Origin of the sequence: Chryseobacterium lathyri (assembly GCF_003290185.1) — a bacterium.
GTDB lineage: Bacteria > Bacteroidota > Bacteroidia > Flavobacteriales > Weeksellaceae > Chryseobacterium > Chryseobacterium lathyri.
In genome coordinates, this window is record NZ_QNFY01000014.1 from 81,204 (window position 1) to 102,790 (window position 21,587).

The 21,587-nt window shown below is 36.6% G+C and carries 23 protein-coding genes; 17 read left to right on the forward strand and 6 right to left on the reverse strand.

Going from position 1 to position 21,587, the window contains the following annotated elements; genetic code table 11:
• Positions 1-246 precede the first annotated feature (246 nt).
• The 10 genes from DRF61_RS18525 (at position 247) to DRF61_RS18575 (ending at position 6,870) form a co-directional block, all read left to right on the forward strand.
• Positions 247-1,086 (forward strand): toprim domain-containing protein, encoded by an 840-nt coding sequence (locus DRF61_RS18525; RefSeq protein WP_111959810.1) that lies wholly within the window; start codon positions 247-249, stop codon positions 1,084-1,086.
• Between the two features lie 837 nt (positions 1,087-1,923).
• Entirely contained in the window at positions 1,924-2,322 is a 399-nt protein-coding gene (locus DRF61_RS18530; RefSeq protein ID WP_111959812.1) for a single-stranded DNA-binding protein, read from the forward strand.
• Between the two features lie 32 nt (positions 2,323-2,354).
• Positions 2,355-2,564, forward strand: a complete 210-nt coding sequence (locus tag DRF61_RS18535; protein ID WP_111959814.1) for a hypothetical protein — start codon at positions 2,355-2,357, stop codon at positions 2,562-2,564.
• A 2-nt stretch (positions 2,565-2,566) separates the two neighbouring features.
• Positions 2,567-2,767 (forward strand): DNA-binding protein, encoded by a 201-nt coding sequence (locus DRF61_RS18540; protein WP_111959816.1) that lies wholly within the window; start codon positions 2,567-2,569, stop codon positions 2,765-2,767.
• 24 nt (positions 2,768-2,791) lie between these two features.
• Entirely contained in the window at positions 2,792-3,082 is a 291-nt protein-coding gene (locus tag DRF61_RS18545; protein ID WP_111959818.1) for a hypothetical protein, read from the forward strand.
• A 184-nt stretch (positions 3,083-3,266) separates the two neighbouring features.
• A complete protein-coding gene (locus DRF61_RS18555) occupies positions 3,267-3,866 on the forward strand; it encodes a PRTRC system protein E (protein ID WP_111959822.1) in 600 nt (199 codons plus the stop codon).
• A 12-nt stretch (positions 3,867-3,878) separates the two neighbouring features.
• A complete protein-coding gene (locus tag DRF61_RS18560; protein WP_111959824.1) occupies positions 3,879-4,097 on the forward strand; it encodes a PRTRC system protein C in 219 nt (72 codons plus the stop codon).
• A 76-nt stretch (positions 4,098-4,173) separates the two neighbouring features.
• Positions 4,174-5,343 carry a hypothetical protein gene (locus tag DRF61_RS18565; protein WP_111959826.1) on the forward strand — a complete coding sequence of 390 codons (1,170 nt, stop codon included), beginning with the start codon at positions 4,174-4,176 and terminating at the stop codon, positions 5,341-5,343.
• A 10-nt stretch (positions 5,344-5,353) separates the two neighbouring features.
• Complete coding sequence (locus tag DRF61_RS18570; RefSeq protein ID WP_111959828.1) at positions 5,354-6,067, forward strand: PRTRC system protein B; 714 nt, start codon at positions 5,354-5,356, stop codon at positions 6,065-6,067.
• The gene (locus tag DRF61_RS18575; RefSeq protein ID WP_111959830.1) at positions 6,064-6,870 is read left to right on the forward strand and encodes a PRTRC system ThiF family protein; all 807 of its coding nucleotides are present in this window, start codon (positions 6,064-6,066) and stop codon (positions 6,868-6,870) included. The genes DRF61_RS18570 and DRF61_RS18575 overlap by 4 nt, the downstream gene beginning before the upstream one ends.
• Positions 6,871-7,057: 187 nt before the next feature.
• Here DRF61_RS18575 and DRF61_RS18580 read toward each other — a convergent pair whose 3' ends face one another.
• The 4 genes from DRF61_RS18580 to dinB all read right to left on the reverse strand — a co-directional run bounded on the left by DRF61_RS18580 (position 7,058) and on the right by dinB (position 12,920).
• A complete protein-coding gene (locus DRF61_RS18580; protein WP_111959832.1) occupies positions 7,058-7,531 on the reverse strand; it encodes a PH domain-containing protein in 474 nt (157 codons plus the stop codon).
• A 225-nt stretch (positions 7,532-7,756) separates the two neighbouring features.
• Positions 7,757-8,656, reverse strand: a complete 900-nt coding sequence (locus tag DRF61_RS18585) for a hypothetical protein (protein WP_111959834.1) — start codon at positions 8,654-8,656, stop codon at positions 7,757-7,759.
• 42 nt (positions 8,657-8,698) lie between these two features.
• A complete protein-coding gene (locus DRF61_RS18590; RefSeq protein ID WP_111959836.1) occupies positions 8,699-11,764 on the reverse strand; it encodes a DNA polymerase III subunit alpha in 3,066 nt (1,021 codons plus the stop codon).
• A gap of 10 nt (positions 11,765-11,774) precedes the next feature.
• Positions 11,775-12,920 (reverse strand): DNA polymerase IV, encoded by a 1,146-nt coding sequence (dinB, locus tag DRF61_RS18595; RefSeq protein WP_111959838.1) that lies wholly within the window; start codon positions 12,918-12,920, stop codon positions 11,775-11,777.
• Between the two features lie 61 nt (positions 12,921-12,981).
• Here dinB and DRF61_RS18600 point away from each other — a divergent pair, with 61 nt between their 5' ends.
• The 3 genes from DRF61_RS18600 to DRF61_RS18610 all read left to right on the forward strand — a co-directional run bounded on the left by DRF61_RS18600 (position 12,982) and on the right by DRF61_RS18610 (position 15,455).
• Positions 12,982-13,752, forward strand: coding sequence for an XRE family transcriptional regulator (locus DRF61_RS18600; RefSeq protein ID WP_111959840.1), 771 nt, complete (start codon positions 12,982-12,984; stop codon positions 13,750-13,752).
• Positions 13,749-14,225 (forward strand): thermonuclease family protein, encoded by a 477-nt coding sequence (locus DRF61_RS18605; protein WP_228452557.1) that lies wholly within the window; start codon positions 13,749-13,751, stop codon positions 14,223-14,225. Before DRF61_RS18600 ends, DRF61_RS18605 begins: the two co-directional genes overlap by 4 nt.
• Positions 14,226-14,414: 189 nt before the next feature.
• Positions 14,415-15,455 (forward strand): PDDEXK nuclease domain-containing protein, encoded by a 1,041-nt coding sequence (locus DRF61_RS18610; protein ID WP_111959842.1) that lies wholly within the window; start codon positions 14,415-14,417, stop codon positions 15,453-15,455.
• A 388-nt stretch (positions 15,456-15,843) separates the two neighbouring features.
• On the opposite strand, the gene DRF61_RS18615 is transcribed toward DRF61_RS18610, so the two are convergent.
• Entirely contained in the window at positions 15,844-16,065 is a 222-nt protein-coding gene (locus DRF61_RS18615) for a hypothetical protein (RefSeq protein ID WP_146896931.1), read from the reverse strand.
• Positions 16,066-16,252: 187 nt separating this feature from the next.
• Positions 16,253-16,615 (reverse strand): hypothetical protein, encoded by a 363-nt coding sequence (locus DRF61_RS18620; RefSeq protein ID WP_111959846.1) that lies wholly within the window; start codon positions 16,613-16,615, stop codon positions 16,253-16,255.
• Positions 16,616-17,641: 1,026 nt separating this feature from the next.
• On the opposite strand from DRF61_RS18620, the gene DRF61_RS18625 reads away from it, so the two are divergent.
• The 4 genes from DRF61_RS18625 to DRF61_RS18640 all read left to right on the forward strand — a co-directional run bounded on the left by DRF61_RS18625 (position 17,642) and on the right by DRF61_RS18640 (position 21,566).
• A complete protein-coding gene (locus DRF61_RS18625) occupies positions 17,642-17,998 on the forward strand; it encodes a hypothetical protein (RefSeq protein WP_111959848.1) in 357 nt (118 codons plus the stop codon).
• Positions 17,999-18,020: 22 nt separating this feature from the next.
• Complete coding sequence (locus DRF61_RS18630; RefSeq protein WP_146896928.1) at positions 18,021-19,274, forward strand: hypothetical protein; 1,254 nt, start codon at positions 18,021-18,023, stop codon at positions 19,272-19,274.
• A gap of 76 nt (positions 19,275-19,350) precedes the next feature.
• Positions 19,351-20,823: a relaxase/mobilization nuclease domain-containing protein gene (locus DRF61_RS18635; RefSeq protein ID WP_307724875.1), complete on the forward strand. Its 1,473-nt coding sequence runs from the start codon at positions 19,351-19,353 to the stop codon at positions 20,821-20,823.
• 89 nt (positions 20,824-20,912) lie between these two features.
• Positions 20,913-21,566 carry a ParA family protein gene (locus DRF61_RS18640; RefSeq protein WP_111959854.1) on the forward strand — a complete coding sequence of 218 codons (654 nt, stop codon included), beginning with the start codon at positions 20,913-20,915 and terminating at the stop codon, positions 21,564-21,566.
• The last annotated feature ends 21 nt before the right edge of the window (positions 21,567-21,587 follow it).

Consider the following 21,587-nt stretch of genomic DNA (forward strand, 5'->3'; position numbering starts at 1 on the left):
TGAAAACAAAGTTCTATTCGGAATTGCACTCATGCGGTAAAGGGCATCTTTTCGGAATTGCGCTCATCTGTATTTCGGATTTGCACTCATTCAGAATTCGGAATTGCGCTCATTTGAAAATCATTGCAAATGCTTTGCGACAGGCAGATACCACGAACTATTAAAAGTTTATTTAAAAGATAATAAAAGTCTTTTTTTTATTAAAAGGAAAATCCAGGGTAAAAAATTGCTTTAAAAAGAAAAAAAATGAATTGCGAAAAAATCAAACAAAAAGTCGGAATCCGGACGGTTTTAGAATCCTTCAATCTTTTTCCGGTGAAAGAAAATGGGAAAACTGCCTTTTATTTTGCGCTCGACAGGGACGAAAAGATTCCCAGTCTTTCTGTCGATTTTATTAAAAATAAAGCATTTGATTTTGGAACAGGAAAGAGTTATGATATCATTTCTATTGTTCAGCAGGTGAAGAAATGTTCTGTTCCGGAAGCTTTGAAATACCTTGGAAAATTTGATTTTTCAATACAGGATCAAAAACAAAAGGAAGAGATAACAACACGACCTCATTACAGGATATTGGAAGTAAAAAGAATTGGGCATCCTGTTTTAATTCAATATCTGAAATTCAGGAAAGTTTATGAACAGAGAGATCTTGTTAAAGAGCTGCATTATGAATTAAACGGGAAAAATTATTTCGGAATTGCCTTTGAAAATAATTCAGGTGGTTTTGAAATCCGCAATCCGTATTCTAAAATCTGTTTAGGTAAGAAAGATCTGACTTTGATTCAGGGCGATCAAAATAATAAAGAAATCACGGTATTTGAGGGGTTTTTAGATTACCTGACTTTCAAAAATATAGATAAGGCTAAAAATTCTGATTATTTGATTCTCAATTCTACGGTAATGCTTTTCAAAGCAATAAAAACACTTGGTGAATACGATAAAATTTACCTTTTTCTTGATAATGATTCTAATGGAAATATCACTAAAAACAAAATATTAATGAATTATAAGCATGTAGAGGATTGTTCTCTAATTTATCGAGATTTTAAGGATCTTAATGAGTGGTTTTGCCAAGGATATATTGAGTAACTGGTTCTCTGAATGGTCATTTTTGTCAGTGACTTTGTTTAGAATCACTATATTTGAATGAAAACTTTTCCAACAATCATCATTTTTTGAGTCTCCTTTACGAGGAGGCTTTTTTGCTGATTGTGATGGTTATAAAGATGTTTTTTAGTGTCAAATAATATATGTAACCTCATTTTATTGGCTACCACAAGTGCTTTATTATTAAGATTTATATACCTGATTTTTCAGCTTCTTCAACTTCTTCAACTAACAAAAATATAAAACCTTCAATAAAACCTGTTAATTTTTAGAATTCCGGTCTTAAATGTTGATGACGGTCTTAAGAAAATAAACTTCAAAATCACATCAACACAAGGAAAAATCCAATTATTCATTATTGTTTTAGATCATTCTCGGGTTAAATATCACCTTTTCAATTCATATATATAACTGTGGTTTTTCACTTTTTACTGTAGCAAATGTAGTACAGGTCATTCACTCAAAAAAATCTTTTTGGGTTTCTACAAAAATTCTCTCCACTTCGCTTCAACAATTTTTCCAGACACTCCTGAATCCTTCGGACAAAAAGATTTCGGAGCCTTCATTTCATTTTTCCATTCAGGTTTTAAGTGCCTGATCCTGTACTATGGTCATTTAGCAAAGAAAAAGTCGGAACCTCATTTATACGAATCAAACAGTCGCTCTTTAACATAAGAATAATCAAACAAAAAAAATAAATAATGCTTTTCCCATTGGAAAAGGTGAAAAGAAAGAAGCCGAGTGTCCTCGATACCGAATCAAATCACTCGAAATTTTACAACTCAAAAAAGTAATCATTAACAATTAAAACAAAATATTATGAACACCATTGTCGGTAGAATTACCAGAAACGCTGAAATCAGCGTACTAAAAAACGACAGACAGGTCGTGAACTTTTCAGTAGCTATCAATGACAGCTACAAGACCAAGCAGGGAGAACGCAGGGAACTGACCACGTATTATAACTGCTCATACTGGATAAGCCCGAATGTTGCCAAAATCCTTACCAAAGGGACGGTGGTAGAATTAACAGGCAGGGCAAGCTCAAGCGCATGGATAGGCAAGGATGGAGAAATCCGTTCAGGATTGAATTTTCATACTTCATACATTCAGGTTTATGGAGGTGTAAGAAATGTTGAAAGTGAACCGAAGCAAAATGCAACGCAAGAATCAAACAATCCTTTTGCAGATGATACGGATGATGATCTGCCATTTTAATAATTAACCCAAGATGATCTAAAAAAAAACGTATGGAATCAACATATAATTTTCAGATGAAGTCCCGAAATGACCGAACAGAATGGGAGCAGGTAGCAATATACCTGAAAATCCATTGTGACAGGACAACAGCGATACACTATGCAAGAAGCTTGTCATTGAAATTTGGCAAGGAAATCCGGTTGACACAGGGTGCCGACCCCATGAAAACAAGTGGAACATATATTTATGAAAATCCCTGAATATGAAAACAAAATCAAAATCCGAAGCCAAAAAACTGGCAAAAGCTTACAGCTATAATAAAGATTACACAGATGTACCTGTATATGTTATTTATTGTAGCCGAACAGAAAAATATTATGTAGATACCAATGGCTTAATACGTCTCTGGGAAAAGCTTATCGGCTACTATGTGGATGGGGTTTATACCTCTGAAAAAGAATAATTCATAACATAAAAAATCAAAAAAATGAAACTATCTGATATACCAACATCCTATTTACTCATAAAATCGAGTACGAACAGTGAATGGGATGCTTGCGACTTTGCTATTATCAATATTACAGGGGAGTGGAAACAAACCCAAAAGAAGCACCTTGAAGTTATAAAAGTCATTGAAAATGATGAAGATATAAAGTCGCTAAACTATTTCGATACCCATGTGGAATTCTTTAGATTTTCGAAAATATATTATCCTTTGGTTGAAGAGTGGCTCTCTGAGAGAAACAGAGTTTTTGTTAATTGGAGAAAGAAGATTTAAAACAGCTGAAACAACCTAAAAATTGCCTGTGTCATTACCAGATACAGATATCTAAAGATGGAAATGCCATTTATAAAGCGTATGGAAAGCATACGGAAGAAGAATTTAGGACAGTGGAGTTTTCATTATGGGAACTAATAGGCTTCAATACTCATTTAGTAATTAATCCATAACCCAACAAATTATGCAAACCAATTTTTTCAGACAACTTACAAAGTTAAACCTTGTCGGAGACTTACAATTGATACTCCGACAGGCAGATGAAAACAGCTTTGTCCTTTCCGTACTGCTTAACAACGAACAGTGTGGGGATAAAGCGAAAAACCTAATTCTGCCATTGAATCTAAGTGGAACAGCAGAAGAATTAGACAACGGATTTTTTGAAAATGTTTCAGTGCCATTGCAGAGAGCTTCGGGATTAATGGTTAATATGGAAAGCTTTATGAAGCAGTTGGAAGAAGCTCAAAAGCAGTCTGCGATGGAAAAAGAAAAAGCAGATAAGGAAAAGAAGGAAAAAGAAGCCAAAGAGAAAAAGTGCAAAGATGCTTTTCAAAAAGCCGAAGAACTCGAAAAAGAAGGCAACTACAAAGGTGCATGGTCAGCACTTCCAAAGGCTTCGGAATATCCTGATTATACAGACATTATCCGCAAAAAGCAGAATGAATATGAAAGACATTTTGCCCCAAGCCTTTTCAATACCGAAAGTGTAGAAAATATTGGACAGGAACACGAACAAGAGCATGAAGAGGAACAAGAAGAACAGGAACAAAATTTTCAACTTTAAAAATCAACAAATATGTTACTCGCCACCCAATTAGAAAGAGTTTTTATCCTGAAAGATAAAGGACAGGAAGTCCGATTAACCGATCCCCAACCTAAGTGGAGCGTTGAAGCCGTCATGAATTTTTACGCCAATACGTATCCGATTTTAACGACTGCAAAAATATCTGCACCACAAATCAGGAATGATGCGATAGAATACCGTTTTGAAAGTGTAATGGGAACGAAAGGCTGATACATTATTATGGTTGGGTTTTCAGTAAATCAGTTGTAAACCCAACCACTATTTACTAAATATCAATCACTAAATTATGATGAATGCAACAAAAAATCATATCGGGAAAAATACAGCTTCCCGAACAGCAAAAACAAAAGCAACTGCACAAACAGTTGGGCGAGTTCGCCCATTGGATGCAAAGACCAAAGGATGCAGGAGAAATACAGAAAGACAAAATGAAAGCAGTGCCAATAGCCATGCTACCCATGCTTTTCTAAAATGCTCGTTTCTACCTAAGCTGAAAGATACACCATCCATGCAGGATGAGAAGAACACAGACAAAATGGAAAGGGATTTTTACCAGTCCCTTTCCCAATTGGCTGAACATTACGGAATCACACCTGCACATTCAAAACACTTAGGCTTTCCTTACAATATTGCTTTTGCTTTAGAGGAAATCAAAAAGCAGTTAAAAATTAAAATAAAGAATTGGGAGCAAATCCGTTTGGTGCAGGATAAAAAGAAAACGTATTTGTTGAGTGAAGAAAGATATAATACAGGGGCTACTTTATATTATATTCCAATAATTCCGCTGTACCGATTATCTAAAAATCCCAATTATAAACAAGCGACACAACTTTTACAGTCCGTCTGCTCATATTTGTATCACATCGCAGATGTCCCCTATTACAGACAACAGGAAAGTTATCTGTGTTGGATGTACGAAATGATCTCGGAGTGGCTTATTTATGATGAAACAGATGATACTCCTGAATACTTACGTGAAATAAAACAAAGTGAGTGGATTGGGGACTATATGGAACAAAAAATATTCAATCATGAGAATTTAGCCCGATTTAAAGAACGAATCAACCATTTTGAAAATAGAGATTCTTTTGAAACCGATTGTCTCTTATTAGCCTGTGATACCCTTGCCCTCTATGAAATGTTTCCTGATGCTACCATTTACAGAAATATTCAACAGGACAAAAGAAATACAGATAACGACGACTACGACGAGGACTATCATGAAAGAACCATCACAATGGATAAATATGTTTCGTTCTGCGCAGATGATAAAGGCATATTGTTTCAGACTTTATTTGATTCTGTTAATGCTGAATTTCAGGAATGTACGGAAATAGAAGAACCATCCACCCAAAAAAGATTTGACGGAACAAGTGTCAGCAATGACAACCTTGATTTTGAAAACTGCATTTTCCCCCTGATTGAAAGATTAATTGACATTTTAAACAGCATTTAAAAATACCATCATGAAAGATATAACCCATCATTTCGGAACACTCTATCATCCCATTTCAGCACTGGTCATTTATAAGACCAGAGACGATGATAAAGATGTTTATGTGGAGTATTTCGATATGGATAAAGACGGAAATCCCATTAATGCTCATCCTTTGAGCGAAAAGGAAGCTAAAATATTGGCAAAGTCTCTTAATACAGAAAGAGAAAAAAGCAATGCATTTCTGAAACCTGAAAGTATTCTGCCCACAAATGTTCTATACATCAACCCGACTGAAAAAGGGTCAGTAATATGGTACACCAAAGCCAAAAAAGCAAAGCTCTTTTTCACTGAATCCCTTGAAATTCCGAATGGTACAGCATACGTTCCCGCTATGCTGTGGATGGCTTCCAAACAGCATCTTACCGTATTTGCCCTCACTTCCGACAAAAGACCAACAGAAAAAACAGTTTTATATCATTCTCCCTTTTTTAATGTTTATGAAAACGGAAGTGTCTGTATGGGAACAGTCAATGTAGATATTAAAAATTCAGCATCGGTTGAGGAATTTATTCGCGCTTGGGAAAACTATTTTTTTTACAGCAGGTTCAGTCATTTAAACAATCATAATCCTATCAACGGCAACTGTGTGAATATTTGGAAAGAACTCATAGATACAGATAAGCCCTTTCCGAAAGAAATATTGAAAAAGACCAACAAAACCCTTAAAAATTTACTGCCATGACAAGCGACAAAATAAAAGTGCATTTTACAGATAATTACCTTATTAATCCTACAAACCCTGTAACCATCAACCTGATCGGTGCAGGAGGAACAGGTTCAAAAGTATTAACGGCATTAATGGAAATGAATTACAGCCTGATTCAATTGGGACATGCAGGATTGTCCGTGCGACTATGGGATGATGATATTATTACCGAAGCTAATTTAGGGAGACAGCGTTTTGCAGAATCGGAAGCAGGATTATACAAGTCCGTTGCCTTAATCAACCGTGCTAACCGCTGGATGGGAACAAACTGGAAAGCAGAAACACAAAAATTTAAAAAGAGTGAATCGGAAAAGTTTTCCGAAAATATTCATGCAAATATTTATATATCCTGTGTCGACAGTGTGAGTGCAAGATTTGAAATAGCGGATATATTAAAAAGTCTGAATAATGGCAGATATTATGCTAACCGCCCGTTATATTCCTTAGATTTTGGAAATAGTAAAAATACAGGTCAAACAATATTGACAACCATTGGAACAATTAAACAGCCCAATTCTGAGAAATATGAGACAGTGGATCATTTACCTTTTTTCACCGATGAGTTTGGAGATTTGTTAAAACAATCCGAAGAGTCCGACGATACGCCTAGCTGTTCACTGACAGAAGCATTGGAAAAGCAGGATTTGTTTATCAATTCAGCACTGGCACAAATGGGAAGCTCTCTGTTATGGAGCTTATTCCGTAACGGATTGACAGAATACAGGGGATTTTTTCTGAATTTGAAAAATTTTCATTCTCAACCGATAAGACTTGCATAATTTCTGCCGCCTGAGAAAATTCGGGCGGCAAAAATGCATTTTCCTCCCTTTGGTCGGAAACGCATTTTTGCGGAAAGAGGTGCAACCCCATTTCTAAAAACATTGCCTCATTTTAGCTGAGTATGTTTTTGAAAAAGGGTTGCGAGATTGATTTATAGCAATTAATTTCAAATTAATAAATTATTTTTTAATCGGACCGTTTTTGAGAATGAAGCAAAACATTCCTTAGCTCCATCGGATTTGCAATGAAATAGGAGTGAGTCATTCCCCCAGTAGTAACAACCAATGTTCCGAAATTTAATGTTTTACCTAAAAAGCTTTGGTGTAATTGCATTCCTTCAAGCTTATTTAACGAAAGATCGGAGAGTGTTTTTCCTAATATCCCCGTGGTAAACGAAAGATGATTATCCGTAACATAGATTTTGGTATTCTTATTCCGAATTACAGCGATGATCCCTTTGATAAAAAGAAAAATAAGAAACAGGGAAATAATGCCGATAAATCCCAACATAAATTTGTATCCGAGCAATAGAAAATAGAGAACTCCCACAGAACCGATTACTATAAAGAAAACAGGAATAACATTGGAGATCCAATGGATTCGGGCTTCATAATTCACAGATTCGGATGAAGTTTTGAAATCAGTAAGAAAGTTTTTCATGGTCAAGCTTTAATTAAAAAGAAGATTATCCCAATTTAGTGAAAAATAATAAAAAACTAACTAAAAATATCCCTAAAATTTAATTAAGGAAAATCACATGACAAAAAAAGCACTTCCTCCTTTTAGTCGGAAACGCATTTTTGCGAAAAGCGGAGCAAACCCATTCAAAAAACATCATGTTCTTTTCCATCGGTCGTTTTGAAAAAGTTTGCGAGCCCATTAATTTTATTTAAATGAAAGCTGATAATTGAAGTCAATTTCAAGTTTTGTTTTTTCATCCAAACTATCATATCTTTCTTTTATCAATGGGAATTTAATGATAATATTTTTAATCATGATGCACGTCATAAAGTAGGAATAAAATAGCATTAAATAAAGCGTTTCTTTCATATGCTCATGATCCATAAGATGTTTTGTCTCCTTTAGCTGAAGGGCTAAGATTCCTTCGGAATGAGCATAAACAGAAGCTATAAAATAAAAATTTGAAAAAACTCCTTCTTTACTAAATTTAGATTCTGAAAACATGGTATCCCAACTTTTAAACAACTTTCCGGTACCCTTATTTAACAAACCTCTTTGTTCCTTTTCGGTTAGATTTTTGAAATATTTGTTATCCTTGATACTTTTCTTAAATTCATTAATGGACTTTTGTTCATTTTCGATTTTTTCTTTATCAAGCGGTTCTGAAGTGGAAAAAACGGTTGACCGTTGCATCATGGACGACATAATCCACGACTCAAATCTTAATTTTTGTTCTTCATCTGATTCCGGATTAATATATAAATGCTGGTACATTAATAAAGACTCATATTGAGATCGGACAATTGTTATAATAGATGAAATATCCAGAAATTTTATGTGAGGAGCTTTATTCTCGTAAAAGCTTGAATGAATAGAATGCCCTTTGGCTAAATCAAGGAGACTTAAATTCTGCAAGTGAAATTTGATAACCAGTTGTTCAGAATAAATATCTTTTTCATCAAGCTTTATGTTTTGCTCTGCTAAAATTTCGTGCAGGTATATTAAAATATCGGACATTTTAAATAACCTTTTTTTTATATCATCAATGTTTTTGCTTTCATACAGCTGGTAAAATTCTAAAATTGCGGATAGATCTTCGTTCATTAGTTTAAATATAATAAAGTTGAGCGTAAAGATAATATGAAACTATTTACTATTACTGTTCATTTTCATTCTGGGAAGCCCTATCTCATGCTGCTGGGGATAAGGTTTCCGCCAGGTCATACTTATATCTTCACGAATGTTGTTGTAGGCTTCAAATGCCTTCTCTTTATCTAAAGAGTATCTTGGATCAGGAATAAAAGGCATTTTTGACATTTTGTTGATAGTAATAGTCGGAAAGTGGAAATCAACTTCAACAGTACCCAACAACAGATAGCAACCCCCGCCCTGAAACGGATATTGGGCAAGGGAGTCAGCAAAATGGGCCGTGTCGAAATATTCGCCCTCTGCGTCAATCCATGTCCCAAAATACATTGCCCCCCGTTTTGTTGGAACATGTTTTCGTGCAATCAGGTAGGCCAACATCTTTACCTGTTTTTTGTGATACTTTGTAAGGTCTTTCGCCATAACATGACCTCTGTATTTTGTTTGCAGGAGATCAAAAGGGCTTACGGAAACCGGAAAGCCCAAAATCTCAATTTCATCAAATGCATCTTCCATAGGATGCCTGCTCACTTCAGGAAGTGTATATTTTTTCTGTGGCTCTTCTAATAATGTCAAATATTGGACTTTAGGCTTATTTCCTGCTAAAAGAAACCTTGCTTCAATCAATAGTTCATGTTTCTGCTTTCCTGTAAACCGGAAAGCCCCGATAAATATTAATGTTTGGAGTGTTTCAAGGCCAATGGGGATTCTTTTTACAAAGTTCTCCAATGACTGATATTCACCATTATTTTTTCTCTCTTCAGGAATTAAAGCTGCTATTTTGCTTTCAAGCTTTTCGATATGCATCAACCCCAGATACACATCTTTCCCATATAATGTTGTCCTAAGTTCACTGCTGTTAACACAGGGATTTAGGATATTGGCTCCTGACATTCTGGCCTCATGAATATACACCTCTGTACGGTAAAATCCTCCACCGTTGTTAATCGCTGAAACCATAAATTCAATAGGGTAATATACTTTCAAATACAAGCTTTGATAGCTCTCTACCGCATAAGAAGCAGAATGTGCCTTACAGAAAGAATATCCTGCGAACGATTCAATCTGGCGATAGACTTCTTTGGATAACTGTTCAGGATGCCCTAATTTTCTGCATGATTCAAAAAAATGGTCTTTTACCTTTTGCAAGGCAGACAAAGATCTTCCTTTTCCACTCATTGCTCTTCGTAATATATCTCCGTCCGCAGCACTCAGTCCCCCATAATGAAGGGCAATCCTGATGACGTCCTCCTGATACACCATGATGCCATATGTCTCACCGAGTTGCTCTTTAAAGACATCGTGGAAGTATTCAAACTGGTCGGGGTTATTATGCCGGAAAATGTATTCCTTCATCATCCCGCTTTGGGCAACCCCGGGTCTGATAATGGAGGAAGCTGCTACCAGTGTTTTATAATTATCACATTTTAATCTTCGGAGAAGTCCACGCATGGCGGGAGATTCAATATAAAAGCACCCAATAGTTCGGCCCTGGCTCAGAAATTCATTGCATTTATTTTCGTCTTTGGATATCTTCGTATTCCTGATATCAACAGTAATTCCTCTTTTCTCTTCAATCAGCTTTACTGCATCATTAATGGTTCCGAGCCCTCTTTGGGAAAGAATGTCAAATTTCTCAAAACCTATTTCTTCGGCAATATGCATATCGAACTGAACAATAGAAAATCCTTTAGGGGGTAGCTCTAATGCCGTAAAGTTGGTAATCGGTTCTTCGGAAATTAAAATACCGCAGGAATGCATGCTTCTTTCGTTCGGAAACTTTTCTAAAAGCTTACCATATTTATGTACCAGCCTCGATACGGAATTATCATCGTGCTGCTCAACAGGCTGGGTTGCTAACGTATCAAGCTCTTCTTTAGGTAATCCAAATGCTTTTCCTACCTCCCGGAAAATAGACTTGTATTTAAATTCAACATTGGTTCCGCAAAATGCGACATGGTCTTTACCATATTTATTAAAAATATATTGTAGAATAGTATCACGTTCCTGCCAGCTCCAGTCAATATCAAAGTCCGGCGGGGTTTTACGGTTAAGATTCAGAAACCTTTCAAAATACAGGTCAAGCTCTAATGGACAAATATCAGTGATGCCCAGGCAGTAGGCAATGATGCTGTTGGCTCCACTTCCTCTCCCCACGTGCATAAACCCCATTGTATTGCTATACTGTATAATATCCCAGGTGATGAGAAAATAGGCACTGAAATTGAGCAGGTCAATTACTGTAAGCTCTTTTTCCACCCTTGCTCCGGCCTTTCCGTCATCGTGAGGATAGCGCTCTTTCAATCCTTTATAAGCCAATTCTTTCAGCAATTGGAAATCACTTTCCTTACTGCCGGTAAAGTGCTTTTTGTTCTTGGGTGTAGAGTAATCAAACTCAAAATGGCATTGATCCAGCATCCATGCTGTATTCCGGATAATTTGAGGATATTGTTGGTAAATATTCAATAAGTCGGTGACAGGAATAAGCCTTTCATTTTCCTTGCAGTAGTCATTTTCCTCAAGTTTTGTAATGAGGGTGTTACGGTCAATAGCCCTTAAAATCCGGTGCAGATTGTATTCTTTTTTTGTCTTATAGGTGACAGGCTGTAATATAACCATTCTGGAAAGGTATCTTTTCAGTTTTGGGTTGATCAGAAGATTAAGTTCTTCCGGCCTAACACCTATGTACTCATTACTCTTAAGCTTAACAGGAAAATTATTTAATGGATAAATGGTAAATACATCGGAAAAAAAGGGATGGTACCTTGGTAGTTCTTTTCCTTCACAATTATGCCCGGTCAAAAGTTTATTGATTTCACCAAGACCGTGTTTACTTTTTGCCAGGCAGATATAATATAAGCTGTTATCATTCCGGATTTCCATTCCGACCACAGGTTTAATGCCGTGCTTCCTGCACAACCTGTGAAAGTCATAAACACCCGTGATTGTATTAATATCCGTCAATGCTGCAAGCTGAATATTTAGCTCAACACACTGTTGAACCAGTTCTTTTACAGAAATGGTTCCGTACCGTAAGCTGTGAAAGGAATGACAATTTAAATACATAATGAAAATATTATGGTGTTAAAAATCCTGAAGCCCTCGCAACACTCATATTGCCAAACCTCAATTTAATCTTATCCATTGCCTGGTAAAGGTTCATAAGCTCTTCGGTGTCTTCAAACAGGTTCATTTGATGGCAGCCGTGGACTAATCCTGTAAACTTTACGCCCACCAGCCTTATTCTCATTCTTCTTGAATAGACCTTATTAAAGAGGTCAAGGACATATCTGAGTAGGGTATGGTCGGATGATGTATAAGGAACCCTGCACTGTTTGGTTTCAGTATCAAAATTGGAATACCTGATTTTTACGACAACAACGGAAGTCAGCCATTTCTCTTTTCTAAGCTGGAAGCATAATTGTTCAACCATGCCTGATAAAATGCTTTTAATTCCTGTAATGTCAATCGTATCCTGTGAAAAGGTGTTTTCTGTTGATATGGATTTTCTTTCGGAATATGGGACAACAGGAGCTTCGTCAATTCCATTGGCTTTTTTCCAAAGCTCCATACCGTTCTTTCCGATCAGCTGTTGCAATACTTCTACCGGCATTTCGGAAAGTGTCCGAATAGTCCGTACCCCAATTCTGGAAAGCAGCTGGAAGGTCACATTCCCGACCATAGGAATTTTTTTAACGGAAAGAGGATTTAAGAAAGGTTTTATTTGCTGTTTTGGAATTTCCAACCTTCCGATGGGCTTAGACTCACCAGTTCCTATCTTGGAAACGGTCTTATTTGTTGACAATGCAAAGCTGATGGGGAGTCCCGTGTTTTTGGTAACAGATTCAGCAATTTCAGTAGTCCATTTATAACATCCGAAAAACTGATCCATTCCGGATAAGTCCATATAAAATTCGTCGATGCTGGCTTTCTCCATTAAGGGGGCTTTTTCCTGAATAATCTCTGTTACAGTATGGGACATTTGTGAATAATATTCCATGTCTCCCTTTATAACCTTCGCATCGGGGCAAAGTTTCAATGCCATCTTTATAGGCATGGCACTCCTTACTCCAAAATATCTCGTTTCATACGAGCAGGAAGCAACCACGCCCCTGTCCCCACCACCTATAATGAGGGGAGCTCCTACCAAGCTGGAATTCTTTAGTCTCTCACAAGAGACGAAAAATGTATCCAGGTCCATATGAACGATTGCTTTTTCCATGTGACAAAATTATTATGATTTGTAGCAATTTTTTGTAAATTTGTTGCTATAAATTATAGCAATGTCAATTTTTTCAGATAACATGCGGTATTTGAGAGGTCAGCTTAAGTACTCTCAGCAAAAAGTAGCTGACAGTTTATCCATAACCCGTGGACGGTATGGAAAATATGAAGATGGAGCTACTGAACCGCCCATAGATATCTTGGTAAAAATATCAAGGTATTATAAGATTAGCATTGATCTGCTAGTTTCGGTTGATATCAGAAAATACCCTCTTGATGATATGATAAAGCTACCGGATAACAGGATTGTCCTGCCTGTTAAAGTGGATCAGGCAGGAGAGAATAAGATAGAAATTGTTCCACATAAAGCATCAATGGGATATTTGAATGGGTACAGCGACTCTGAATATATTGATAGCCTTCAATATATGTCCTTACCCTTTTTACGGAATGGAATATACCGGGCTTTTCCAGTTGGAGGGGACTCAATGCCCCCCTATAACGATAAGACTCATATCGTAGGAAAGTATATTGAAAGTAAGGATGATCTTAAAAAAGGGAAAACTTATCTTTTTATTACCAAAGAAGGGATGGTTTATAAACGATATGTTGAGCAGAATGAATTTGGAACATTTGTGAAATCCGACAATAGCTTTTATAGCCCTTATGAAATCGAGTGGTCGGAAGTCCTGGAAATATGGGAATATGAATGCAGCATCAATCGGGATGAATTGGGACTATGGAATTATGGACAACCGGATGTACAGGCCATGTTTCTGTCTTTAAAAAGCGATATACAAAATTTAAAACAACAACTTAACAATAAATGATGAAACAATTTATTTTTTTAATTCTGCTATTACCGACTATGGTATTTTCTCAAACTATTGCAAAAGTCATCGGAATAACCGACGGAGACACCATTACCGTACTTTTGGAAGGAAATATCCAAAAAAAGCTCCGGCTGGCAGAAGTGGATTGCCCCGAAAGTGGGCAGCCATTTGGGAAAAATGCAAAGCAATTCACATCTGACCAGGTTTTCGGAAAGCAGATCTCATTTGTCGAAACCGATACCGATCGTTATGGAAGAACCATAGCTAAGGTTTATTATGATAAGGAAAAGTACCTTTCAGCAGAAATTATCAAAGCAGGGCTTGGGTGGTGGTATCATTATTTTTCTAAAGATAGATCATTAGGTGATTTACAGGAAGAGGCAAAGTTGGAAAAATTAGGTTTGTGGCAAGATAAATATACCGTTTCACCTTGGGAATATAGGAAAATGCAGAGAGAAAAGGTTAACTAATGATATTCTAAATGTCCACATCGGGGTTAGAGAATATAATACTAAAATTTAACTAAACAGATAAGGTGACAATTCAGTCTGTATGCTTAAAAGCTAAAGTAAGCATTACAAAAGTAATTGCGGAGTGTTTTACTATAATTTATTTAAGAGGCTTTGCTATCTTTGTAGGTATAAGAAATATGCTTTTATATGAGCGATGAAATTATCTATCATAAAGATTACCAGGATTGGACAGCATTTATAGCAGATAAAATAAAGTTTACCCAAACCCAGGCAGCTTTAAAGGTCAATGCAGAGTTATTAACTCTGTATTGGGAAATCGGAAATTCTATCATTGAAAAGCAAAAACAAAATGGTTGGGGGAGTAAAATTATTGACCTTTTAGCATCAGATTTGGCTAAGAATTTTCCTGAAAGCAAAGGGTTTTCTGTTAGGAATCTCAAATATATGCGGGCTTTTGCGGAAGCATATCCGGACTTTCCAATAGTGCAAGTGCCACTTGCACAATCTGGTGGTGAACTTGTGCAAGTGCCACTTGCACAAATTACATGGTATCATCATATCAGTCTGTTAACCAAAGTGAAGGATACAGCAGAAAGAGCTTTTTATATCATAGAAACCGTCAAAAATGAATGGAGCCGAAATGTGATGCTGCTACAAATTCAGAGTAATTTATATGGAAGAATAGGGAAGGCAATCCATAATTTTGAACAAACTTTACCGGAATATCAGTCCGATTTAGCCAAAAGTATTTTTAAGGATCCCTATCATTTTGATTTCTTAATGCTTTCTGAAAAAGTAAAAGAACTTGAAATAGAAAAGCTTCTGACTCATAAAATTACTGACTTTTTATTGGAACTGGGAAAAGGTTTTGCCTTTGTAGGCAGGCAGTATCCGGTTGAAGTTGATAATACAGACTACAAAATAGATTTACTTTTTTACCATACGGTGTTACACGCTTATGTTGTTATTGAGCTCAAGGCAGGAGAGTTTTTACCCGAATATATCTCAAAGCTGAATTTTTACATCAGTGCCATAGATGATAAGCTTAAAACCCCAGCCGATGAACCTACGATCGGATTATTACTCTGTGCATCAAAAAGCAATGTTAAAGTAGAATACGCCATGCGGGGTATGGATAAACCACTAGGAGTTGCCACCTACCAATTGGAGCAATTGGTAAAAGATAATATTGAGCAGCTTGACAAAAACGGTGACGAAGAACAATAAAGATTAAAGACTTCTCATAGAAAACTTTTAAAAGCGGATTGATAAGATTTTTTTTCTTTTTGATTAAATACATCTACAACTGTGTAAATTAACTATTGGTTATCTTTTAACCCGCGTAAACATATCCATATTTTCTTTTAGCCCTCTTAAAAAGATTAATGTAGATAAATTGTAGGATGCACACACAAGTTGTCAGCATGCTTAGCAATCGTTTTGGAGATTATCTAATTTTTTATCAAAACCAGAGTTCCATCACCAATTAATGGATCTATTCACTCCCCAAGTTCCTACTTTTATATACTTAGAAATAAAAATCAGAATTAAGATAATTACTACTATTATTGCAAAAATATAAAGCTTATTTTTTTTCATCTTTTTTGAGATTACCTTATTTTTGGTAATCTAATAGTAAACTTATACACAATTCTTTCGATTCCGTATTTTCTCTATGCCAAATCACATCAGTGACGACCAAATAATCTTTCAGTTCTTTAAGTTCTTCATGGGGAAAGAAATCTTCCGTAAATAATTTTTCACCGATTCTTGGAAGAAATGGGTAATTCCAATTCACGGGTTTTCTAAAATAATCAATACATAGAAGTACAATCATAGATTTAATTTTATCGGTTTTGGGATTTTTGTATCTATTATAACCGTCCAAAAGGTTTTGAGTTTAGACTGGTTTCGGACTACAAAGTTTCAAGTTTTTACACCAGTTAATAGCTTGAATGCGTTTCAGTAAAATCAAATATATTTACTGTTTAGAAGTATCATCAGAAATGCAAACAACATAACAGTTATACATGGAAGTGTCCTTCATTCCCGGCAATTATAAGAACTTCCTGCGTATGAACCGTCAGTAGTTGTATAAAGCGATTTTCAGCAGTCTCAACCAGAGTACCGTTTTCAAGATAGCCAAATTTATGCTCACCTTCCCTGCCAAATACGTACACGTACTGTTTTGCTGTATCAAAATAATCATTTGAAATGCGTGGCTCAATGCTAACAGCTATGTTAAAGATAAAGCCCTTTGCCTCTTGGGTATCCACATTAGAGATCTGAATATCATCAGGTGCAGAGACAATCAATACCTTGATCTTATATTCAATGCCCTCTACGATATCTGTGTATTCAAATGATTTGTTGGTAAATTCAGCCATAATATTTTTATTTAAATCTAAAATACAACTAATTTCCAAAATATCTCTCTTGCAGGGATTAATTACTTACTTAGGGTAAAATATACTTATTGATGAAGTTAACATGCGTAAAAAATGCCCATGTTTTCTTTTCACCTGAGTAATTTTTACCCAGCTTATTATAAGACATGCATAAAAAAGTATCAGGTACATTGTGATCTTAAATAATTACGATTAAAGCTGAACCTGTGTAAAATTTACCCATGTTTTCTTTTAACCTGCGTAAATTTTACCCACCTTATTGTAGCGCCTGCGCAAAATAGTATCAGGTACATGTCTGATCTTAAATAATTACAGGCAAAAATTGGAACCTGCGTAATAATTACCCATGTTTTATTCTAACCTGAGTAAATTTTACCCACCCTATTACAGAACCTGTGTAAAAATGTATCAGGTCATCTACTTACCCTGAGTAAAATGGATACAGGTTCGTGTATTCTCCGCACTTCGATTTTTGCATATTTTTTCTTTCAACAGCAAAAACCATATAAATAAAATCAAATTGCTGGTTATTAGTGTTTTATAATTTGATGTAAGTGCCTTTTCAGAGTTTTGAAAAAGTGGGCGACTTTACAGAGGCAAGATGTGTCTTTGTATATACAAACTTTTCAAGTTGTATCTCCAAAGACGATCTTGCCTTTTTTTGCAAAAAGGAGAAAAAACAGCGGAACTTGTTTTTTTGTTTTGGGGAATATTAGGAACAATATTCCAGATTAGCCCAGTATATTCTTTTTTAATCTTCACATATTCCAGATAAGCCCAGCACGTTCTTATTTAGCCCACGCCCTATGAATACTATTGTTTTCACGATTTTTATGCCCCAATTTTGCAGAAGAAATTTTAATCAGAAAGCAAAATGAAAACACAGATTTATTTTTCTGTTATTTATCAGAGAGGAAATATTAACCCTTACTTGCCAAGAAGCGCAGAGCTGTTTAAATCGGATAAAGCTTCACTAAAGTTATTTTACCATAGGATAAATTGAAAATGGAAAGAGGAAAAGAAGACTTGATTATTATAAGAATTCAAAAATCCAGAAAAGACAACTGGAAGAAAATCTGCTCAGAAAAGCAAATCTCCCTGACGAGTTTAATTATACATTCGGTAGAAAACAGGATTTTGGATGATGAGAGGCGGAAAGTTTTGAATTTCATTGAAGAGCAGGACAACATTTTTGTAAAGATAGAAACGAACATCAATCAGGTAGCCCGGTATGTCAATACAATGAAAGCCATAACCTCTTCTGATGTAGACTATTTCAACAGGCAGTTAAGTCAAATTATTGAGTTAAAAAAAGAACAGAATAGCATTTTTAAAAAGATCTATTCCATGATTGGAAAATAAAACAAACAGCAAATTTAATGATATGCAGAAATTAATATGCAGTCTCGCAGGATTATTTTTCCTTCTTGCAGCTGGAAATATTCAGGGTCAGGTCGGTGTCAATACCACCAGCCCCGCAGTAACCCTTGATGTTATCGGTAATACGGATAAAAGCAAAGCATTGGATGGCATTATTGCTCCGAGAGTGAAAGGAAGCGAGTTGGCTTCCTATACGTACACAACTTTGCAAAAAGGGGCATTGGTCTATGTGACCGAAGCAGCACCGGTACTTTCCGGTCAGGTTGTCCATATCAAAAGTCCTAATGCCTATTACTATTTCGACGGTTCGGTATGGGAGCCGCTTTATGGGAGCTTATATGATGTAGTTGAAAGAGGAAACTTTGCCCCGAGATATATTTCGTTTACGGGAAGCTCCATCACAAAGCAAGGTACAACAGATGCTGCCTTAGGAATGAATCCGCAGACCTATTCGTTGTATTTTGGAAATATGAACCAGATGCACACGGGAACGTATAATCTTTCTTACGGCTACGGAGCCCTGCAGAAGCTCTCCACTGCTTCAGGGAATGTCGCCTTTGGAAGCTACAGTTTGAATGGAGTAACAACCGGAGCATACAATACCTTTATCGGCCATATTTCGGGATATGATCTTTCCAATGCCGGAAAAATTATTACGGGAAATGTGAACGTAGGACTTGGAAATGCAACTCTGGCAAAACTGACTTCCGGATATAAGAATATAGCAATAGGCCAGTCGGCCCTGAACAGTTTGAATACCGGAAGCTATAATACCATTTTAGGTCAGTCTTCGGGGCAGTTTATTACAACGGAAAGCAAAAATGTGATGCTCGGGGCGCAGGCCGGAGGCTATATCCGGGGAGAAAACAATGTATTTATCGGAACAGGAGCCGGGCACAGCAATACGGTAAATACTGTAGAAACTGTAAACAACAGGCTGGTCATACACAGCAATGCAAGCCTGGTTCCTTCCGAAGCTATCGGAACAGAGAACGTCGTTGATCTGAGCGCTTCCTGGACCAATGGTTTGATCATCGGTGACTTTGCTGAGCGATGGCTCAAGATCAATGGGACACTGAATCTCAATCCTACCTATCATATGGTACCGCAACCTGATACTTCTCATACCCTGAAAGTCGTTGCAAGACCGGACGGAAAACTGGGATTAATTAACGATAATGTGGCGGTCTTCATATCCATTCTTGAGACAGCAACCCCGGCACAAAAAATACAGATCAAACAAATTTTAGGCATATAAAATAAGAGGAACAAACCTTAAAGTATAATCCGTAAGTAGGCGGTTAATATTACCATAAAAATTGATCATAAAAATTATGGAACCAGCGGGTTCCAACTTTCCCGGAGTACAGTATAATGATAAAAAGGTAGAGAAGGGGAGTGGAGAACTGATGCTGATGAAAAATTTTCCTTCCATCGTTAATGAAAACAGCAGTCAGCAGGAGGTACGGGAATATTTAAGATCCATCTCAAATATTGAAAGGGTAAAAAAGCCTCAGTTCCACGCCGTCGTTTCCACGAAGTTCCGGGAGCATACCAAAGAAGAGCTTACCAGCATCGCAGAAAACTTTATGGATGAACTGGGGTATGGAAAGCAGCCTTTTATTGTGGTGTTCCACAATGATACGGAAAATAACCACACACACATTGTTTCTACCCGTGTTAGTAAACAGACCGGAAAGAAAATAGGTGACAGCTACGAAAGGCTTAAAGCACAGCAGGCATTAAGCCGTACCATGGAAAAGCTGTATGGATTAAGTACACAGGAGCAAATAGAAAAATTACTGGGTTACCGATACAGCTCTCTTAAGCAACTGGAACTGCTATTAGAAAGAAACGGATTCCGGCTTTCTCCCAATAGGAATGATGAGAATATTCTGGATATACTAAAAAACGGAGCCTGGGAAAAAAGAATTAACGCTGCCGAGCTCAATTTCAGCAGTCAAAAAAAAGATTCCAGGGCATGGCAGTTAAAAGCGATTCTCTTAAAATACAAAGAACTGAACTCTTGCAAGGTATTCAGGATTGAAGACCACAGGGCTCAGGAAGGTGTATTACCAGAAGAAAAGCACAACGAGAACTGGAAGCCGAAAATTGAATTTGAGAGTGAGCTTCAGAAAAAATTGAGGGATGTTTTCGGGATTGATGTTGTATTCCATACTTCTGACAAAGTAAAAACTGCTGTAGAACTCAAACCTTTTGGATATACGTTAATTGACCATAAGACGGGATCAGTATATAAAGGAAGTGAAATCATGAAAATGAACGAGCTGTTTGAATTCACTTCCGACACCATAGACAAAAGGCTTTTTGAAAGCTTAAAGGATTACAATATAGCAGATGAGGCTGCTAAACAAGTCCTATTAGAGCATTTGAAACGCCAGAATCCAGACCATATACCAAAAGATTTTATGCTTTTTGAAACTAAAAAAAGAAAAAATAAAGAAATATTTGGCTCAGTGAGGAGTGAGGTAAAACAATATCTCAGAACACAGAACGCAAAAGATGTTCACATTATAAAGTCCGAAGACGGTAAATTTTATGCGATACACTCAAAACTACACTATGTAGGAGAGCTGGAACAGCTGATCGGCGAAAAAGATTATCAAAGATTCCTGAATCCGGCTGAAAAAGGGCAACAGGTTTCAGAGACCCAAAATGAAACACTTGCAAAAGAACTGAACAGAAGCATCAATGATCTGATTTTTCAATTCAGCAGATCATCAGGAGGATCAGGAAAAGACCCCGTAGAAGAGGAGCGTAAGAAAAGAAGAAAAAAGAGAAAATAGAGCCAATGGCTATCAGTTGATCGCCCATAAAAAAATTAACGAACACCTTTAAAACCGATAACCATTGACCAACAGCTAACAACCCAACTATGATTATCACCTTTGCCACCCAAAAGGGCGGAGCGGGAAAAACCACTCTTGCCATTGCATTTGCCAATTACCTTTGTGAGGTTTCCCAAAGGAAGATCAAGGCGTATGATTTTGACTTTCAGAAATCTTTTTTCAACAAATGGAAAGAGGACGAATATTCAGAGCTGCCCAGGCTTTATGAAGTGGAACTCATTGGAGACAATGAAGAAGAGCGGCCTTTTGCAGATCTGGAAAAAATTATAGGCCTTAAGGAAAGCGAAGATATATACCTTTTTGATCTGGCAGGCACACTGGACCAGAAATACAGTGACTTACTCATTTACAGCGATTTTATCATCATCCCTTTCGAATACTCTGATGTATCGGTAAAATCGACCCTTGTATTCAAAAACCTGCTTGGTTTACTCGAAAGTGAGGCAGAGCGGATCTTTATCCGATCCAAATATGACAAAGGCTATAAATATCTTAACCAAAAGGAGATGGATATCGAGATCGCAAAATATGGAATCCTGATTGAAAGCCCTGTATACAAAAGGAACTGTTTGCAGACCATTAATACGAGTAAGCTTACTTACGAACAACGATATGCCATAAAAAAGCCATTCAACGAAATCATTGAACAGATCAATGAAACATTACAAATTACCTTGTAACACTGATTCCAAAGAAAAACA

What these genes read in the sequence shown, in the direction of transcription:
- DRF61_RS18565 (WP_111959826.1), top strand. Translation starts at nt 4,174, where the DNA reads ATGATGAATGCAACAAAAAATCATATCGGGAAAAATACAGCTTCCCGA.
- DRF61_RS18555 (WP_111959822.1), top strand. Translation starts at nt 3,267, where the DNA reads ATGCAAACCAATTTTTTCAGACAACTTACAAAGTTAAACCTTGTCGGA.
- DRF61_RS18605 (WP_228452557.1), top strand. Translation starts at nt 13,749, where the DNA reads ATGATGAAACAATTTATTTTTTTAATTCTGCTATTACCGACTATGGTA.
- DRF61_RS18630 (WP_146896928.1), top strand. Translation starts at nt 18,021, where the DNA reads ATGCAGAAATTAATATGCAGTCTCGCAGGATTATTTTTCCTTCTTGCA.
- DRF61_RS18625 (WP_111959848.1), top strand. Translation starts at nt 17,642, where the DNA reads ATGGAAAGAGGAAAAGAAGACTTGATTATTATAAGAATTCAAAAATCC.
- DRF61_RS18525 (WP_111959810.1), top strand. Translation starts at nt 247, where the DNA reads ATGAATTGCGAAAAAATCAAACAAAAAGTCGGAATCCGGACGGTTTTA.
- DRF61_RS18590 (WP_111959836.1), bottom strand. Translation starts at nt 11,764, where the DNA reads ATGTATTTAAATTGTCATTCCTTTCACAGCTTACGGTACGGAACCATT.
- DRF61_RS18540 (WP_111959816.1), top strand. Translation starts at nt 2,567, where the DNA reads ATGAAAACAAAATCAAAATCCGAAGCCAAAAAACTGGCAAAAGCTTAC.
- DRF61_RS18620 (WP_111959846.1), bottom strand. Translation starts at nt 16,615, where the DNA reads ATGGCTGAATTTACCAACAAATCATTTGAATACACAGATATCGTAGAG.
- DRF61_RS18585 (WP_111959834.1), bottom strand. Translation starts at nt 8,656, where the DNA reads ATGAACGAAGATCTATCCGCAATTTTAGAATTTTACCAGCTGTATGAA.
- DRF61_RS18560 (WP_111959824.1), top strand. Translation starts at nt 3,879, where the DNA reads ATGTTACTCGCCACCCAATTAGAAAGAGTTTTTATCCTGAAAGATAAA.
- DRF61_RS18530 (WP_111959812.1), top strand. Translation starts at nt 1,924, where the DNA reads ATGAACACCATTGTCGGTAGAATTACCAGAAACGCTGAAATCAGCGTA.
- dinB (WP_111959838.1), bottom strand. Translation starts at nt 12,920, where the DNA reads ATGGAAAAAGCAATCGTTCATATGGACCTGGATACATTTTTCGTCTCT.
- DRF61_RS18570 (WP_111959828.1), top strand. Translation starts at nt 5,354, where the DNA reads ATGAAAGATATAACCCATCATTTCGGAACACTCTATCATCCCATTTCA.
- DRF61_RS18545 (WP_111959818.1), top strand. Translation starts at nt 2,792, where the DNA reads ATGAAACTATCTGATATACCAACATCCTATTTACTCATAAAATCGAGT.
- DRF61_RS18535 (WP_111959814.1), top strand. Translation starts at nt 2,355, where the DNA reads ATGGAATCAACATATAATTTTCAGATGAAGTCCCGAAATGACCGAACA.
- DRF61_RS18610 (WP_111959842.1), top strand. Translation starts at nt 14,415, where the DNA reads ATGAGCGATGAAATTATCTATCATAAAGATTACCAGGATTGGACAGCA.
- DRF61_RS18615 (WP_146896931.1), bottom strand. Translation starts at nt 16,065, where the DNA reads ATGATTGTACTTCTATGTATTGATTATTTTAGAAAACCCGTGAATTGG.
- DRF61_RS18575 (WP_111959830.1), top strand. Translation starts at nt 6,064, where the DNA reads ATGACAAGCGACAAAATAAAAGTGCATTTTACAGATAATTACCTTATT.
- DRF61_RS18580 (WP_111959832.1), bottom strand. Translation starts at nt 7,531, where the DNA reads ATGAAAAACTTTCTTACTGATTTCAAAACTTCATCCGAATCTGTGAAT.
- DRF61_RS18640 (WP_111959854.1), top strand. Translation starts at nt 20,913, where the DNA reads ATGATTATCACCTTTGCCACCCAAAAGGGCGGAGCGGGAAAAACCACT.
- DRF61_RS18635 (WP_307724875.1), top strand. Translation starts at nt 19,351, where the DNA reads ATGGAACCAGCGGGTTCCAACTTTCCCGGAGTACAGTATAATGATAAA.
- DRF61_RS18600 (WP_111959840.1), top strand. Translation starts at nt 12,982, where the DNA reads ATGTCAATTTTTTCAGATAACATGCGGTATTTGAGAGGTCAGCTTAAG.